The 14720-nt window shown below is 72.3% G+C and carries 14 protein-coding genes; 8 read left to right on the top strand and 6 right to left on the bottom strand.

Annotation, left to right across the window (positions count from 1 at the left end; genetic code table 11):
* Nucleotide 1 precedes the first annotated feature (1 nt).
* From QDS12_RS02145 to QDS12_RS02160, 4 genes are all read left to right on the top strand, one after another.
* Entirely contained in the window at nt 2–1852 is a 1851-nt protein-coding gene (locus QDS12_RS02145) for a biotin carboxylase N-terminal domain-containing protein (RefSeq protein WP_279878448.1), read from the top strand.
* Nucleotides 1845–2798: a hydroxymethylglutaryl-CoA lyase gene (locus QDS12_RS02150; protein WP_279876565.1), complete on the top strand. Its 954-nt coding sequence runs from the start codon at nt 1845–1847 to the stop codon at nt 2796–2798. The genes QDS12_RS02145 and QDS12_RS02150 overlap by 8 nt, the downstream gene beginning before the upstream one ends.
* 46 nt (nt 2799–2844) lie before the next feature.
* Nucleotides 2845–3933: a hypothetical protein gene (locus QDS12_RS02155; protein ID WP_279876566.1), complete on the top strand. Its 1089-nt coding sequence runs from the start codon at nt 2845–2847 to the stop codon at nt 3931–3933.
* Nucleotides 3934–3996: 63 nt separating this feature from the next.
* Nucleotides 3997–4995 carry a diiron oxygenase gene (locus QDS12_RS02160; protein ID WP_279876567.1) on the top strand — a complete coding sequence of 333 codons (999 nt, stop codon included), beginning with the start codon at nt 3997–3999 and terminating at the stop codon, nt 4993–4995.
* Nucleotides 4996–5014: 19 nt separating this feature from the next.
* Here QDS12_RS02160 and QDS12_RS02165 read toward each other — a convergent pair whose 3' ends face one another.
* Complete coding sequence (locus tag QDS12_RS02165) at nt 5015–5941, bottom strand: glycosyltransferase family 2 protein (RefSeq protein WP_279876568.1); 927 nt, start codon at nt 5939–5941, stop codon at nt 5015–5017.
* Nucleotides 5942–5975: 34 nt separating this feature from the next.
* Between QDS12_RS02165 and QDS12_RS02170 the strand changes: the two genes are divergently transcribed.
* A complete protein-coding gene (locus tag QDS12_RS02170; RefSeq protein ID WP_279876569.1) occupies nt 5976–7187 on the top strand; it encodes a hypothetical protein in 1212 nt (403 codons plus the stop codon).
* Here QDS12_RS02170 and QDS12_RS02175 read toward each other — a convergent pair.
* On the bottom strand, nt 7148–7843 hold the full coding sequence (locus QDS12_RS02175) for an EcsC family protein (RefSeq protein ID WP_279876570.1): 696 nt from the start codon (nt 7841–7843) through the stop codon (nt 7148–7150). The two genes, QDS12_RS02170 and QDS12_RS02175, sit on opposite strands and share 40 nt — an antisense overlap.
* Nucleotides 7844–7881: 38 nt before the next feature.
* On the opposite strand from QDS12_RS02175, the gene aat reads away from it, so the two are divergent.
* The gene (gene aat / locus QDS12_RS02180; protein ID WP_347882172.1) at nt 7882–8553 is read left to right on the top strand and encodes a leucyl/phenylalanyl-tRNA--protein transferase; all 672 of its coding nucleotides are present in this window, start codon (nt 7882–7884) and stop codon (nt 8551–8553) included.
* 219 nt (nt 8554–8772) lie between these two features.
* On the opposite strand, the gene QDS12_RS02185 is transcribed toward aat, so the two are convergent.
* Both QDS12_RS02185 and QDS12_RS02190 read right to left on the bottom strand, forming a co-directional pair.
* Entirely contained in the window at nt 8773–9105 is a 333-nt protein-coding gene (locus QDS12_RS02185; protein WP_279876571.1) for a rhodanese-like domain-containing protein, read from the bottom strand.
* Nucleotides 9106–9160: 55 nt separating this feature from the next.
* Nucleotides 9161–10042 carry a DNA-formamidopyrimidine glycosylase family protein gene (locus QDS12_RS02190; protein ID WP_279876572.1) on the bottom strand — a complete coding sequence of 294 codons (882 nt, stop codon included), beginning with the start codon at nt 10040–10042 and terminating at the stop codon, nt 9161–9163.
* Between the two features lie 152 nt (nt 10043–10194).
* Between QDS12_RS02190 and QDS12_RS02195 the strand changes: the two genes are divergently transcribed.
* Together QDS12_RS02195 and QDS12_RS02200 are read left to right on the top strand one after the other, a co-directional pair.
* Entirely contained in the window at nt 10195–11397 is a 1203-nt protein-coding gene (locus QDS12_RS02195) for an ATP-binding protein (protein WP_279876573.1), read from the top strand.
* 108 nt (nt 11398–11505) lie between these two features.
* Nucleotides 11506–13161 carry a hypothetical protein gene (locus QDS12_RS02200; RefSeq protein ID WP_279876575.1) on the top strand — a complete coding sequence of 552 codons (1656 nt, stop codon included), beginning with the start codon at nt 11506–11508 and terminating at the stop codon, nt 13159–13161.
* A gap of 11 nt (nt 13162–13172) precedes the next feature.
* Here QDS12_RS02200 and QDS12_RS02205 read toward each other — a convergent pair whose 3' ends face one another.
* The gene (locus QDS12_RS02205; RefSeq protein ID WP_279876576.1) at nt 13173–13934 is read right to left on the bottom strand and encodes a MerR family transcriptional regulator; all 762 of its coding nucleotides are present in this window, start codon (nt 13932–13934) and stop codon (nt 13173–13175) included.
* 21 nt (nt 13935–13955) lie between these two features.
* A complete protein-coding gene (locus QDS12_RS02210) occupies nt 13956–14717 on the bottom strand; it encodes an ABC transporter permease (RefSeq protein ID WP_279876577.1) in 762 nt (253 codons plus the stop codon).
* Nucleotides 14718–14720 lie beyond the last annotated feature (3 nt).

The raw sequence follows: 14720 nt of genomic DNA on the forward strand, positions 1-14720 counted from the left end.
GATGATCTCGACAGGCTCGATCAGCGAAGGCGGCTCGGTCGGCGACGGCGGCTCGGTCGGCGAAGGCGGCTCGGTCGGCGAAGGCGGCTCGGTCGGCGACGGCGGCTCGATCAGCGAACGTGGCCTCATCAGCGGCGGGGTCTTCATCGCCAACCGTGGCGAGATCGCCGCCCGCATCGCCCGCACCTGCGAGCGGCTGGGCATGCCGGCCGTGGTGAGCACCGGCGACTACCTCGACGGCGACGCTCAGATCGCCCAGGCCCGCGCGGCCGGCGCGACCGCCGTCCACCCGGGCTACGGCTTCCTCTCCGAGAACGCCGGCTTCGCCCGCGCGGTGATCGACGCCGGCCTGGTCTGGGTCGGTCCGCCGCCGGAGGCGATGGAGGCGATGGCCCGCAAGGACCACGCGCGCGAGATCGCGGTCGCGGCCGGCGTACCCGTGGTGCCGCGGGGCGAGGACGCCGGCTTCCCGGTCCTGGTGAAGGCGGCCGCGGGCGGGGGCGGCAAGGGGATGCGCGTCGTGCGCGCCGCCGCCGAGCTCGAGGAGGCGAAGGCGGCAGCCGCGCGGGAGGCGGCGAGCGCCTTCGGTGACGACACGCTGCTCATCGAGAAGTACGTCGAGCGTGGCCGGCACATCGAGGTCCAGGTGTTCGGCGACAGCCACGGCAACGTCCTGCACCTCGGCACCCGCGACTGCAGCGCCCAGCGGCGGCACCAGAAGGTCGTCGAGGAGGCGCCGGCGCCGACGCTCACGGACGACCAGCGCGACCTCGTGCAGGACAGCGCCGTCGCCCTCGCCCGGCAGGTCGGCTACACCAACGCCGGCACCGTCGAGTTCCTGCTCGACGAGGCGACCGGCGCCGCCTACTTCCTCGAGATGAACACCCGGCTCCAGGTCGAGCACCCCGTGACCGAGGAGGTGACCGGCCTCGACCTCGTCGCGCTGCAGCTGCGCGTCGCCGTCGGCGAGCCGCTCGGCCTCGCCCAGGAGGACGTCACGTTCACCGGCCACGCGATCGAGGTCCGCGTCTACGCGGAGGACCCCTACGCCGGCTTCCTGCCCCAGGCCGGCACAGCATCGCTCGTCAGGTGGCCCGCGGGCGCACGTGTGGACCACGCCCTCGAGAGCGGGCAGGTCGTCAGCACGTCGTACGACCCGATGCTCGGCAAGGTGGTCGTCGGTGCCGCCGACCGCGAGACGGCGCGCCGCGCACTGGTCCGTGCGCTCGACGACACCGCGATCCTCGGCATCACCACCAACACGGGCTTCCTCCGGCAGCTCGTCGCGAGCGACGAGTTCCGCGACGCGACCGTCGACACCGCCTGGCTCGACCGCCACGAGCCGGCCCGACCGGATCCGGGTGAGGCGCGGATGCTCGCCGCCTGGGCGCAGCGGCTCGCCGACCCGTCGTACGCCGACTCCGGACCGTTCGCCGCTGACGGGTTCCGGATCGCCGGGCCGGCCGCTCCGGTCGTCATCGAGCTGGACGAGCCCGTCGTCCTGACCGGCGAGCCGCCCACGCAGCCGCCGACCGCCCGGGTCAGCGTCCACGGCGTGGAGATCGCGCACCGCGGCCAGCGCTTCGTGTTCACCCGTCCGGACCCGGCGGCCGCCCACGAGACCGTCACCGACGGCACCGTCGCCAGCCCGATGCCCGGCACCGTGCTGGACGTCCGCGTCGGGGAGGGCGAGGCTGTCGAGGAAGGCCAGGTACTCGGCGTCGTGGAGGCGATGAAGATGGAGCTCGCGCTCAGGGCGCCGTACGCCGGCACGGTGACCCGCGTCGCCGCCGCGGTCGGCGCCCAGGTCGCGCTCGGAGCGCTGCTGTTCGAGGTGACCGCGCATGAGTGACCCCTCGACGAGCTCGGGCCGGTCTCTGCCGATGCGCGTCCCCGAGCCGGGGCTCCCGGAGCGGGTGACGATCTACGAGGTCGGCCCGCGCGACGGCCTGCAGAACGAGCAGGGGATCGTCGACACGGAGGTCAAGGCCGAGTTCGTCACCCGCCTCCTGGCTGCGGGACTGCCCACCGTCGAGGCGACCAGCTTCGTCCACCCGACGTGGGTGCCGCAGCTGGCCGACGCGGCCGACCTGATGACGCGCCTCGGCGAGACCGGGCGCGGGCTCCCCGTGCTCGTCCCCAACGAGCGCGGCCTCGACCGGGCCCTCGAGCTGGGGCTGGAGCACGTCGCCATCTTCGGCAGCGCGACCGAGACGTTCGCCAGCAAGAACCTCAACCGCACGCTCGACGAGCAGTTCGCGATGTTCGAGCCGGTCGTGCGCCGCGCCCGCGACGCCGGCCTCGACGTCCGCGCCTACGTCAGCATGTGCTTCGGCGACCCCTGGGAGGGCCAGGTGCCGGTCGACCAGGTCGTCACCGTCGGCCGCCGCCTGCTCGACCTCGGCGCCAGCCAGCTGAGCCTGGGCGACACCATCGGGGTCGGGACGGCCGGCCACGTCACGGCGCTGGTCGAGGCGTTCACCGCAGCCGGCGTCGGCACCGACCGGCTCGCCCTGCACTTCCACGACACCTACGGCCAGGCACTGGCCAACGCCTACGCCGGCCTGCGCGCCGGGGTGACCACCTACGACGCCAGCGCCGGCGGGCTGGGTGGCTGCCCCTACGCCAAGAGCGCGACGGGCAACCTCGCGACCGAGGACCTGGTCTGGTTCCTCACCGGGCTCGGGATCGAGCACGGCGTCGACCTCGACCAGGTGGTCGCCGCCAGCGTCTGGATGGCCGGCCGGCTCGGTCGGCCGAGCCCCAGCGCCGTCGTACGCGCCCTCGCGGGAGCGTGACCGACCCCTCAGCCTCACGCTGGGTCAACCCGGGCAGACTCTGGGCATGGCTGCGAAGGTCTTTCTACATGTCGGGGCGCCCAAGACCGGCACCACCTACCTGCAGGACAGGCTGTTCCTCAACCGAGCAAGCCTGGCCCGCCACGGCATCAAGTACCCGACCGGCTACCGCGAGGACATGTTCCTCGCTGCCGTCGACCTGACCGGCATCCGTTGGCCCGAGTTCCGCGACAAGTCGCACGGCGAGTGGGACGCGCTCGTACGCCGGACCAAGCTCGCCCACGGCACCGTGGTGCTGAGCCACGAGATCCTCGCCGTCGCCAGGCCCTCCCGGATCCGGAAGGCGGCCGAGGACCTCGGCGACGCCGAGCTGCACGTCGTCCTCACCGCTCGCGACATCGCCCGGCAGCTCACCGCCGACTGGCAGGAGGGCGTGAAGATGTATGGCACGAAGTCCTTCGCCCGCTTCCTCCGCGAGACCATGGCCGGCGACCCGCGCACGTCGAAGCAGTGGTTCTGGCGGGCCCAGCACCTGCCGCGCGTGCTCAGCAACTGGGGCAGCGTGGTCCCGCCGGAGCGGGTCCACCTCGTCGTGCTGCCGCGTTCCGGCGGCGATGTCTGGCAGCCGTTCAGCCGGCTCATCGGGGCCGACCCGTCCTGGGCCCCGCGCCAGACCGATCGGGCCAACTCGTCGTTGGGCGCGGCCGAGGCCACGATGCTCCGGCGCCTCAACAAGCGGCTGAAGGCGGCCGGGCTCGAGCGGTCGGACTACCGCAGCCTGGTCCTCAACGCGATCGTCTACGACACGCTCGCCGAGCGTGACAGCACCCGGATCGCGCTGCCCCCCGACGCCCACGAGTGGGCGACGTCGGTCGCGAAGGAGTGGGTCGACTGGGTCGGCGCGTCGGGGATCGACGTCGTCGGGGACCTCAACGACCTCGTGCCGGGGCCGGCCGTCGTCGACGACGACCGCGTGGACCCGGACCGGCCGGGGCCGCAGGCCGTGCGGGACGCCGCGCTCGACGCCCTGGTGGGCGTCATCCTCGAGGCAGCGCACCGGCCGGACCCCGAGGCTCGGCTGACCCGACGCGCGGCGCGCGCCGCGCGTCGACTCGCCCGCCGACCGCGGCACTAGTTTCTGCGACACCTGTCGCAGTAACCTGGGTCACCACGATTGTCGAGAGACCCAGGAGGAACCATGGTTCCCGTCCAGCTCGCGAAGCGTGTGGTCGGCTACCGCCCGCAGGGCAAGCAGTCCTACGAGGACACGCTGCGCACCCTGTCCGAGGCGTCGGTCGAGACCCACTTCGAGGCGTTCAAGGACATCGCGTGGGACAGTCCCGAGCTCGCCGTCGACCTGGACGACGAGCGCTGGATCCTGCCCGACGCCGACCCGCTCGGCCGGCACCCGTGGTATCGCTCGCTCCCACGGGAGCGCCGGATCGAGGTCGGTCGCCACCGGATGGCGGCCATCGTGAAGACGGGCTCGCAGTTCGAGCAGCTGCTGCTGGTCGGCGGCACGCAGTTCCTGGCGGGGTTGCGCAACGGCAACCCGGAGTTCCGCTACTTCATGCACGAGCTCACCGAGGAGACCCACCACATCCAGATGTTCCAGGAGTTCACCAACCGGGTCTGCCCCGAGGTGCGCGGCGCGCCCGGCTGGCTGGTGAAGGGGATCCCGCGGATCGGCCGCCTCGGCGAGCGCTTCCCCGCGCTGTTCTTCGCGATCGTCCTCGCCGGCGAGGAGCCGATCGACCACGTGCAGAAGGACATCCTCCGCGCCGGCGGCCACCACCCGCTGCTCGACCGGATCATGCAGGTCCACATCGCCGAGGAGGCGCGCCACATCGGCTTCGCGCACGCGTTCCTCGAGGAGCACGCCGCCGAGCTGCCGCTGGTCCGGCGATGGGTGCTCGGCGTCCTCGCGCCGCTGGTGATGCGGCTCGGCGCCGACGCGATCATGGTCCCGTCGAAGACGGACCGGGCCGCCATGGGCATCCCCGAGGACGTCGTGCGGGACGTGTGGGGGGACAACGCGGAGGCGGCGAAGTTCCGACGCGACCTGTTCGCCGACGTCCGGATGCTCTTCGACGGCATCGGCCTGCGGGGCTGGTCGACCCGGTGGGCCTGGCGGGCCCTCGGCGTCGACGGCCGCCCGGCGCGCTACCGCGCCGAGCCGGCCAGCGCGGCCGCCTGACCGGTCCCGGGCGCGCCCCTCAGCGTCGGCGCCACGGGAGCCGGCGCAGGGCGCTCTCCCGCAGCCGGCGGTAGGCCACCACACCGGACTCGCCGGAGTAGATGTCGCGCCGCAGGCCCTCCTCGACCTCCACGAAGCGACGGTCGATGAACTTCGTCAGGTAGAGCACGAGGCCGAGCCCGTGCTCCCCGACGTAGGACCGCAGCGCGGCGTCACGGACGAGGGCGTCGTACTTCTCGTGGTCGTTGCCGGACGAGATCACGCTGTTGCCGTCGACGCCGGTCGCGGCGGGGCGCTGGTGCCAGAAGGCGAGCGGCTCGTCGCCGAGGTAGTCCAGCGACCACTTGGCCAGGATCTTGAGGTTGAACGCCCAGTCACCGACGACCGAGAGGGCTTCGTCGTAGGGGCCGATCTCGTCGTGGAGCTCGTGGCGGTAGAGGAACCCGATCGGCACGAACCGGTTGAAGAGCAGCGTGTCGCCGAGCAGCGGGTCGTGGAGATGACCCTGGAACATCTCGCGGCCGGTCTCGCGGTAGCCGGCGGCCGCCGAGCCCTCCTCCCAGATGATCTCGATGCGGGAGACGACGCCGGGCGCGAGCGGGTGCTGGTCGAGGTAGCCGGCCGCGCGCTCGAGGAACGTCGGCGCCCAGCTGTCGTCGTCGTCGTGGAGGACCAGGTACGCCGCCCCCGACTCGGTCGCGGCCCGCACGCCGGCGTTCGCGCTCGGCCAGCGGCCCAGCGAGTGCGGGTGGTCCAGGACGGTCACCCGGGCCCGGTGCTCGGCCGGCAGGTCGCCGACCACGCCCGCGACGGCGACGGGGTCGCCGCCGTCGTTGACGACGAACGCCTCCCAGTCGTCGTAGGTCTGCGCGGTGATGCTGCCCAGCGCACGGGCGAGGAAGTGAGGGCGGTCCTTGGTCCTGACCACGATGCCGACGGTTGCCACGGGCACCGATCCTAGAGCCCTCTACGATGACGCCATGGCTGGCCGCGTGTTGCTCCACATCGGGACCCCGAAGACCGCGACGACCTATCTGCAGGACATCCTGTTCCGCAACCGCGACGTGCTGGAGAAGCACGACGTGCACTACCCGGCCGACCACTTCGACGCCCACTTCCGCGCGGCCCTGGATCTCACCCGCCGCGAGTGGGGCGGGCTCGAGGACGAGGTCGTCGGCGAGTGGGACGCCCTCGCGGCCCGGACCCGCTCCCTCGACGGCACCGTCATCATCAGCAACGAGATCCTCGCCGGCGCCACCGCCGAGCAGGCCGCCCGTGCGGTCGCCAGCTTCGGCGACGCGGAGGTCCACATCGTCGTCACCGTCCGCGACCTGGGGCGGCAGATCCCCGCGGAGTGGCAGGAGACGGTCAAGCACTACAACACCGAGACCTACGCCGAGTTCCTCCGGATCATCCGGGCCGACGAGGGTCGCAGCGCCGACCTCTTCTGGCGCGTCCAGCGGCTGCCCGAGATCCTGGAGCGCTGGACCGGCGACCTCCCGCCCGAGCGGGTCCGCCTGGTCACCGCGCCGCCGCCCGGCGCGGCGCCCGACGTGCTGCTCGGCCGGCTCGAGGAGGCGTTCGAGATCGACGAGATCCCGCTCGCCTACGAGAGCAACCGCACCAACGCCGGGCTCGGCGTCGCCGAGACCGCGCTCATCCGGTTGGTCAACGAGCGGGTCGACCGGACCCTGCCCGACATCAAGTACCGCTACCTCGTCCGCGAGGTGCTCGCCCATCGCCAGCTGGCCGAGCGGACCACCCGCACCGGGTCGTCGCGGGTCACCCTCCCGCCGGACTACCAGCCGTGGGCCGAGGAGCTCGCCGAGAACTGGATCGGCCGCCTCAGCGCGGCCGGCTACGCCGTCACCGGCGACCTGGCCGACCTGCGTCCGACGCCCCCGCGGGTCGAGTACGTCGACCCCGACCACGCCGACCCACGCGAGCTGCTCGCGGCCGCGGTCGAGTCGATCATGGCGCTGATCCACGAGGGGTCGCGGATGATCGTCGAGGAGGAGGAGCTCCGCGAGGAGCTGCACCACGCGCGCGCCGAGCTCGAGGTCCAGCGCAGCATCCCGCTGCGCCGGCGGGTCCGTGAGAAGGCGTTCGACACCCTCAACGGCAGTGCCGCCGGCCAGAAGGCGCTGGCGACCTACCGGCGCGCTCGCGGCAGGAGCTCCCGCGAGGCGTAGCGCCCGACGCGGAAGGTCTCCCAGCCGTCGACGGTGGCGCCCACGACGCCGCCGACGATCGGCACCTTGCGGGCAACCGTGCCCGCGACCCGCTTGCCGGCGACGCGGGTGATCAGCTCCGAGGTGACCTCGGCGGCGACGACGCGGTCGAGGTCGGGGTCGTGCACCGGCGCCGTGGCGATCGCCATCGGGGGCGCGGGGAGCTTCTTGCGCTTGACCTGCCGGTTGACCTTGTCCTCGCCGAGGAGGGTCACCAGGATCGCGTCGCGGACCCGCGGGTCGTCGAGGTCATAGCCGCGCAGGTGCGCGATGCCCGCCACCATGCGGCATTCGATGAGCGCCAGCCCGGCTACGTTCGCGGGCATCGTGACGGCGGCGGTGATCAGTCCGCCGATGTTGGTCGCGAAGCCGTTGACCGATGCATAGGCGACGTGGTTCTCGATCACCTCGCGGACGGCCTTCGTGCGGTCTCCGCGCTGCTCCTCGAGCTGCTTCTCAGCGGCGTGCGCCGCGCCGGGCAGCGGCCCGACCCCGATGATCGCGCGGTGGAGCGCCGTCTGCACGACGCCGGACGAGATGCCCGGCGCCAGCTCGACCAGCTTGGGCGCCAGCGTGGTCCCGACCGCCGCCGCGACCTTCTTCGTCGCCTTGCTCATGCGTTCGATCCTAGGGACCTGTCGGTAACTTCAGACTCGTGCCCATCGAGCCGCCGCCGTCACCGTGGCTCTTCGCCGACCCCGACGACGACCGCTACGACGACCTGGTCGGACTCGGCGCCGACCTCGAGCCCGGCACGCTGCTGGCGGCGTACCGGCGTGGGCTCTTCCCCATGCCCGGCGACCGCCGTCAGGACCCGCTGCTGTGGTTCTGCCCGGTCCGGCGCGGCGTCCTGCCGCTCGACGGCCTCAAGGTCTCGAAGTCCCTGCGGCGCTCGGCGCGCGACTTCGAGGTCCGGGTCGACACCGCCTTCGACGAGGTGGTCACCGCCTGCGCCGACCCGTCCCGGCCGCAGGGCTGGATCGACGAGCGGATCCGGACGGCGTACGGCGACCTGCACCGGCTCGGCTGGGCCCACTCGGTCGAGGCCTGGCGCGACGGGCGGCTGGCCGGTGGGCTCTACGGTGTCGCCGTCGGCGGCCTGTTCGCCGGTGAGTCGATGTTCCACCGGGAGACCGACGCCTCCAAGGTCGCCCTCCTCGGCCTCGTCTCGCTCCTGCGCGACGAGCACGCCGACCGCCGGCTGCTCGACGTCCAGTGGTCCACCCCTCACCTGGCCTCGCTCGGCGTCGTCGAGATCGAGCGCAGCGACTACCTCGCCCGGCTGCACGAGACGCTCGCGTTGCCGCTGCCGGGTGCGTTCGCGTAGCGAGGGGGCAGCGGAGTCCCCGGTCAACCGGGGACTCCGGAACTCCCTGGGCGCCATGCCACCCCGGGAGTTCCGTCCTTGCCTGGGCGGCGTGACCGGTGTGGCCGGTGGGACAACGCTCAGCCGGCACGCCGACGTGCTCATCCGGCATGCCTCATCCGGCGGCCAACGGGGAGCTCCAGGCGCACCCACCGCGCCTCACGCTCCCACGATCGATGGTCAGACGACCTGCGGCGCCTGACCGGTCTCGCTGACCATCGGGCGCCCAGCTGCCGACCAGTCGATCATCCCGCCCTCGAGGTTGGCGACGTCGTAGCCCTTGCCGGCGAGGTACATCGTGGCCTGCGCGGAGCGCCCGCCGATCTTGCAGACGATGAGCGTCTGGCCCTCGGGCAGCTCGTCGATGCGCGCGGGCAGCTCGCTGAGCGGGATGTGGACAGCACCCTCGATATGGCCGTGGACCCACTCGATGTCCTCGCGGACGTCGAGGACGCTGAGCCCCTCGGGGAGCGGGTCGGGGACCTGGTCGAGCGAGACGGTCGGGATGCTCACCCGCTCATTCCAACACGTCACGCCGCTCGGATCCATCGGACGATCGGCCGAATTTTTACTTGAGGAGCTTGGACATCCGGCGGTCGGCGAGCGGCTTGCCGCCGGTCTGGCAGGTGGGGCAGTACTGCAGGCTCGAGTCGGCGAAGCTGACCTCGCGGACCGTGTCGCCGCAGACAGGGCAGGGGAGTCCGGTGCGGCCGTGGACGGCCAGGTGGGACTTCTTCTCACCCTTGAGCTCGCTGGCCGCCAGGCCGCGGCTGCGCTCGACGGCGTCGGTGAGCGTCGTGCGGATCGCGTCGTAGAGCACGGCGAGCTCGTCGTCGGTCAGGTCGGCGGGCTTGAACGGCGACATCCGCGCCGTGTGCAGGATCTCGTCGGAGTAGGCGTTGCCGATCCCGGCGATGGTGCCCTGGTGGCGCAGCACGCCCTTGATCTGCTTCTTGCCCTGGGCCGCGAGGATCTCGCGCAGCCGCTCCTTCGTGAAGTCGTCCGTGAGCGGGTCGGGCCCGAGCGTGGCGATGCCGGGCACGTCCTGCGGGTCGTTGACGACGTAGAGCGCGAGCGACTTCTTCGTGCCGGCCTCGGTGATGTCGAGGCCGGCCTCCCCTGATCCTGTCGAGGGGTCGTCGAGCACCACACGCGCGGCCAGCGTCGACTTCGTGCTCGGGCGCGGGGGAACGGCGGGGACCTCGTCGCGCCACCGGACCCAGCCGGCCCGGGCCAGGTGCAGCACCAGGTGGACGCCCGAGGCCTCGAGGTCGAGGAACTTGCCGTGTCGGCGTACGTCGTCCACCAGCGTGCCCTCGAGCGCGCTCAGCGGCGGGTCGTAGGTCTTGAGTGCGCTGAACTGGACCAGGTGGATCTTCGTGATGGCGCGGTCGCGCAGCCGGCCCTTCAGATCGAGGGCCAGCGCCTCCACCTCGGGCAGCTCCGGCACGCGGACAGTGTAGGGACCTGCCGTTCGATCGGGTCGGCTAAAGGAATCTAAGAACAGCGCTAGAGAGCCAGATAGGGGCCGAGCGACTCGCGTCGATGCGACTCGCTAGCGAAATCTAGGGCGCGGTCTAGAAACGTCGATACGGTCCGATCATGGACCCGATCCGCAACCCGTACGCGCCCGGCGCCGGCCAGCGGCCGCCGGAGCTCGCCGGCCGCGACGACCAGCTGCGCGCGTTCGACGTGGTGCTGGAGCGGGTCGCGCGCGGCCGGCCCGAGCGCAGCCTCGTGCTCACCGGGCTGCGCGGGGTCGGCAAGACCGTGCTGCTCAACGCGTTGCGCAGCGCGGCGGTCCGCAAGGGCTGGGGGACCGGCAAGCTCGAGGCCCGGCCCGACCAGTCGCTGCGGCGGCCGCTCGCCAGCGCCCTGCACCAGGCGGTCCGCGAGCTGGGTCACCCCGCGGAGGACCAGGTCGACCACGCGCTCGGGGTCATCCGCGGGTTCGCGCAGCGCGACGCCGGGCCCAACGCCAAGCTGCGCGACCAGTGGTCGCCGGGCATCGAGGTGCCCGTCGTACGCGGTCGTGCGGACTCGGGCGACATCGAGATCGACCTCGTCGAGCTGCTCAGCGACGTCGGCGGGCTCGCGGCCGACGTCGGCAAGGGCGTCGGCGTCTTCATCGACGAGATGCAGGACCTCGGGCCCGACGACGTCTCGGCACTGTGCGCCTCGTGCCACGAGATCAGCCAGTCCGGCCTCCCGCTCATCGTGGTCGGCGCAGGTCTGCCGCACCTCCCCGCCGTCCTGAGCGCCAGCAAGTCCTACTCCGAGCGGCTGTTCTCCTACCAGCGCATCGACCGGCTGACCCGCGAGGCGGCCGACCGCGCGCTCCAGGCGCCGGCGGCCGAGGAGGAGGCGGAGTTCGTCGGGGCCGCGCTCGAGGCGATGTATGCCGCGACCGGCGGCTACCCGTACTTCATCCAGGCCTACGGCAAGGCGGTCTGGGACCTCGCGCCGCGCACCCCCATCACCCCCGACGACGTCGAGGTCGCCGCTCCCGAGGCGGAGCGCGAGCTCGCGGTCGGCTTCTTCGGCTCCCGCTACGAGCGGGCGACCCCCGCAGAGCGGGACTACCTGCGGGCGATGGCGGACGCGGCGATCGAGCTCGGCGCCGACGCGGACGCGGTCGGCTCCGTGGCGACCTCCGACGTCGCCGCGGTCCTCGGCAAGAAGCCGCAGTCGCTCTCGCCGGCCCGTGACGCGCTGCTCAAGAAGGGGCTCATCTACTCCGGCGAACGGGGGCGGATCGCGTTCACCGTGCCGCACTTCGGCCGTTACCTGCTCCAGCAGGGCTGACCGTTCGGACGGGTCTGCGCGAAGACGGCCCGGCGCGCGCCGCCCGGTGCTAGCGTTCGCCGGTCGCAGCGATCGGAGCGCTGCCGGGTCTCGGAAGGCAGTGCTCGGATGGTCGTTCGTCGTGCATCGATGACGGGCGCGCTCGCGCTCCTCCTGGGCCTCAGCGCCCTCGCGACAGCACCGGCCGCCCACGCCGGCGACGTCCTCGACGTGTGGGCGACGGAGCACGTCGTCGACACGACTGCCACCTTCACGGCGACCGGCTACACGGCGGCCGACGACTTCACCGTGTGGATCGACGACGGCGGGTCGACGACGGTCCATGCCCTTCCCTACGCGGTGGACACGACCGGCCTCGCGGAGGGCGTGCACACCTTCCACATGGACGTGAACGGCTTGACGGACTCCTACGACTTCGTCGTCGACCACGCCGCCCCCGCACTCACCGTCGCGCCGACGGACGGCGACACCGGCTCCACCGCCTTCTACCCCGAGGTCCGTACGCCGTCGTGGCACATCGCCGCCACCGACGCGGCCTCGTCGGTCACGGTCCGCTGCGCCACCAGGAGCGATCGCGGCGACTCGGGCAGCGGCGCCTGCTCGACCGCCACCGACTACGTGCCCGCCCTGTCGTTCGGCAGCTGGGTCCTCACGGTCACCGCGACCGACGAGGCGGGACACGCCACGACGGTCACGCAGCCGTTCACCTACGCGCGCCACCCCGACGCACCGGTGATCGACGGCCCGGCGGTGACCGGCGCGACGGCCACGTTCTCCTTCGGCTCGACCCTCCCGGACGTCACCTTCGAGTGCCGGCTCGAGGGCTCCGTGTGGCAGCCCTGCACCAGCCCCACGTCGTACGCCGGGCTGGGCGGCGGCTCGCACACCTTCTGGGTCCGCAACGTCGGCGCCGACGGGACGCCCGGGCTCTCCAACACCCTGGGCTTCACCGCCGACGTCACGGCGCCCACCTGGTTGATCACGAAGCCCGCCGACGTGGTCGGACCGCGTGACGCGCCGCTGAGCTGGTCGTTCACGACGGTGGAGTCGCATCCCACCACCAACGAGTGCAGCCTGACGCTCGCCTCGGCCGAGCCCGCGTGGACGCCGTGCAGGACCCCGTTCAAGGGCACGCCCCAGAACGGCAGCGGGGCCTACGTCTTCCGGCTGAGGATGACCGACGCGGTCGGCAACGTCGGGTCCGCCAGCCGCACGTTCACCTACGACGCCACGCCGCCGGGGATCACCGTCGGCGCGCCGGTCCGCCGAGCGTTGCGCCAGCGGGTCTTCAGCCTGACGGCCGACGAGGTGGTGACCGGCCAGGAGTGCCGGGTCGACGCCGGCGCCTGGTCCCCGTGCAGCGACGAGCTCGTGGCGCTCGGCCTGGCGGACGGACGGCACACCGTCCAGGTCCACGCGACCGACCGGGTCGGGCTGGTCGGCACCGCCACCCGTGACTTCGAGGTGGACGACACCGCGCCGAGGGCGACGTTCCTGGGACACCCGAGCCGGACGATGCACCTGCGTGGCAAGAAGGCCTCGCTGAAGGTCGTCGACCTCCGCGCCGGCGAGCCGGTCGTCTTCTCCTGCAGTCTCGATCGCGCCGCGTGGTACCGCTGCGGCGGCTCCACCGCGCGCCGGGTCACGGCGGCGACCGTGTCGGTGCGGGTCCGCCGGGGCACGCACGGCCTCCGCATCCGGGCCGTCGACGCCTCGGGGAACCAGGGTCCCGTGGCGCAGGCCCGCTGGTTCGTGAAGCCCTGAGTCCTGGCGCGTCAGGCCTTCTCGACCACCGTCCAGCCGGTCCAGCCCCGCTCGGCCAGCAGCCTCCGCAGCCGCTCGACCACCTCGTGGCCGTCGGCGAAGGAGTCCATCAACGCCACGAAGCCCTCGTCGGCGAACTCCTCGCTCTGCCGGCTGAGCGTCCCGGCGGCCTCGGCCTCCTCGAACATCGTGACCAGCAGGTCGGCAGTCTCCTGGAGGAGCCCCTCCTGCCCCCCGCCCTCGACCATCTGGCCGAAGAGCCCGTAGAGACGCAGCGTCCGCGGGTCGGAGAGCTGGGCGACCTTGTCGGCCATCATCTCGGGCATCGCCTCGGGCCAGCGCGCGGCCATCAGGATCCAGGCGTCCCGCTCGGCGTCGACCAGCACCGCCGGCGCTCCGGTGGCGCGCAGCCGGTCGAGGTAGTCGACCACGACGTCCGGGAGTGCCAGCGAGTCGCCGGCGGCCAGCTGGGCGATCCGCCGACGGTGCGCCTGCAGCTCGCGGATGTCCGCCCGCAGCTGGCGGTCGATGTCCACGACCGCCGCTGCGAACGTCTCCTCGTCGGCGTCGAGCAGCTCCTGGACCCGCGTGAGCGGCACGCCGGCATCGCGCAGGGTCCGGATCCGGATCAGTCGTACGACGGCCTCGGCGCCGTACGTCCGGTAGCCGGAGCCGTCCCGCTCCGGCTCCGGCAGCAGCCCGACCTGGTGGTAGTGCCGGACGGCGCGGATGGTGACGCCGGCGTAGGACGCCAGCTGTCCGATCGTGAGCACGCGCTCAGCCTGCCGTGCTCGTCAACTGATCTTGCGGCGGTACGTCGACATGGCGAGGGCGAAGGCGACCACGAGGATGCCGACGCACCAGCCCAGCGCGATCCAGAGGTCGTTGCCGATCGTCTGCTCCGCGAAGAGGTCGCGGATCGTGTTGACGATCGAGGTGACCGGCTGGTTCTCGGCGAAGGCGCGCACCGGACCGGGCATGCCCTCGGTGGGCACGAACGCGGAGCTGATGAACGGCAGGAAGATCAGCGGGTAGGAGAACCCGCTCACGCCGTCGACCGACTTCGCGGTCAGACCGGGGATCACCGCGAGCCACGTCAGCGCGAGGGTGAACAGCACGAGGATGCCACCCACCGCGACCCAGGACAGCACGCCCGCGCCGGTGCGGAAGCCCATGGCGAGCGCGACGAGGACGACGATCGCGAGCGAGATCAGGTTGGCCACGACCGAGGTCAGCACGTGCCCCCAGAGCACCGAAGAGCGGGCGATCGGCATCGACTGGAACCGCTCGAAGATGCCGCCCTTCATGTCCATGAAGAGCCGGTACGCCGTGTAGGAGATGCCGGATGCGACGGTGATCAGCAGGATGCCGGGCAGCAGGTAGTTCACGTAGCTGTCCGAGCCGGTGTCGAGCGCGCCGCCGAAGACGTAGACGAACAGCAGCATCATGGCGATCGGCGTGATGGCGGTGGTGATGATGGTGTCCGGGCTGCGCAGGATGTGGCGCAGCGAGCGGTTCACCAGGACGAGGGTGTCGGCGAAGAAGCGGGTGTTCATGGT

The organism is Nocardioides sp. CER19, assembly GCF_029846275.1.
Taxonomy (GTDB): domain Bacteria; phylum Actinomycetota; class Actinomycetes; order Propionibacteriales; family Nocardioidaceae; genus Nocardioides.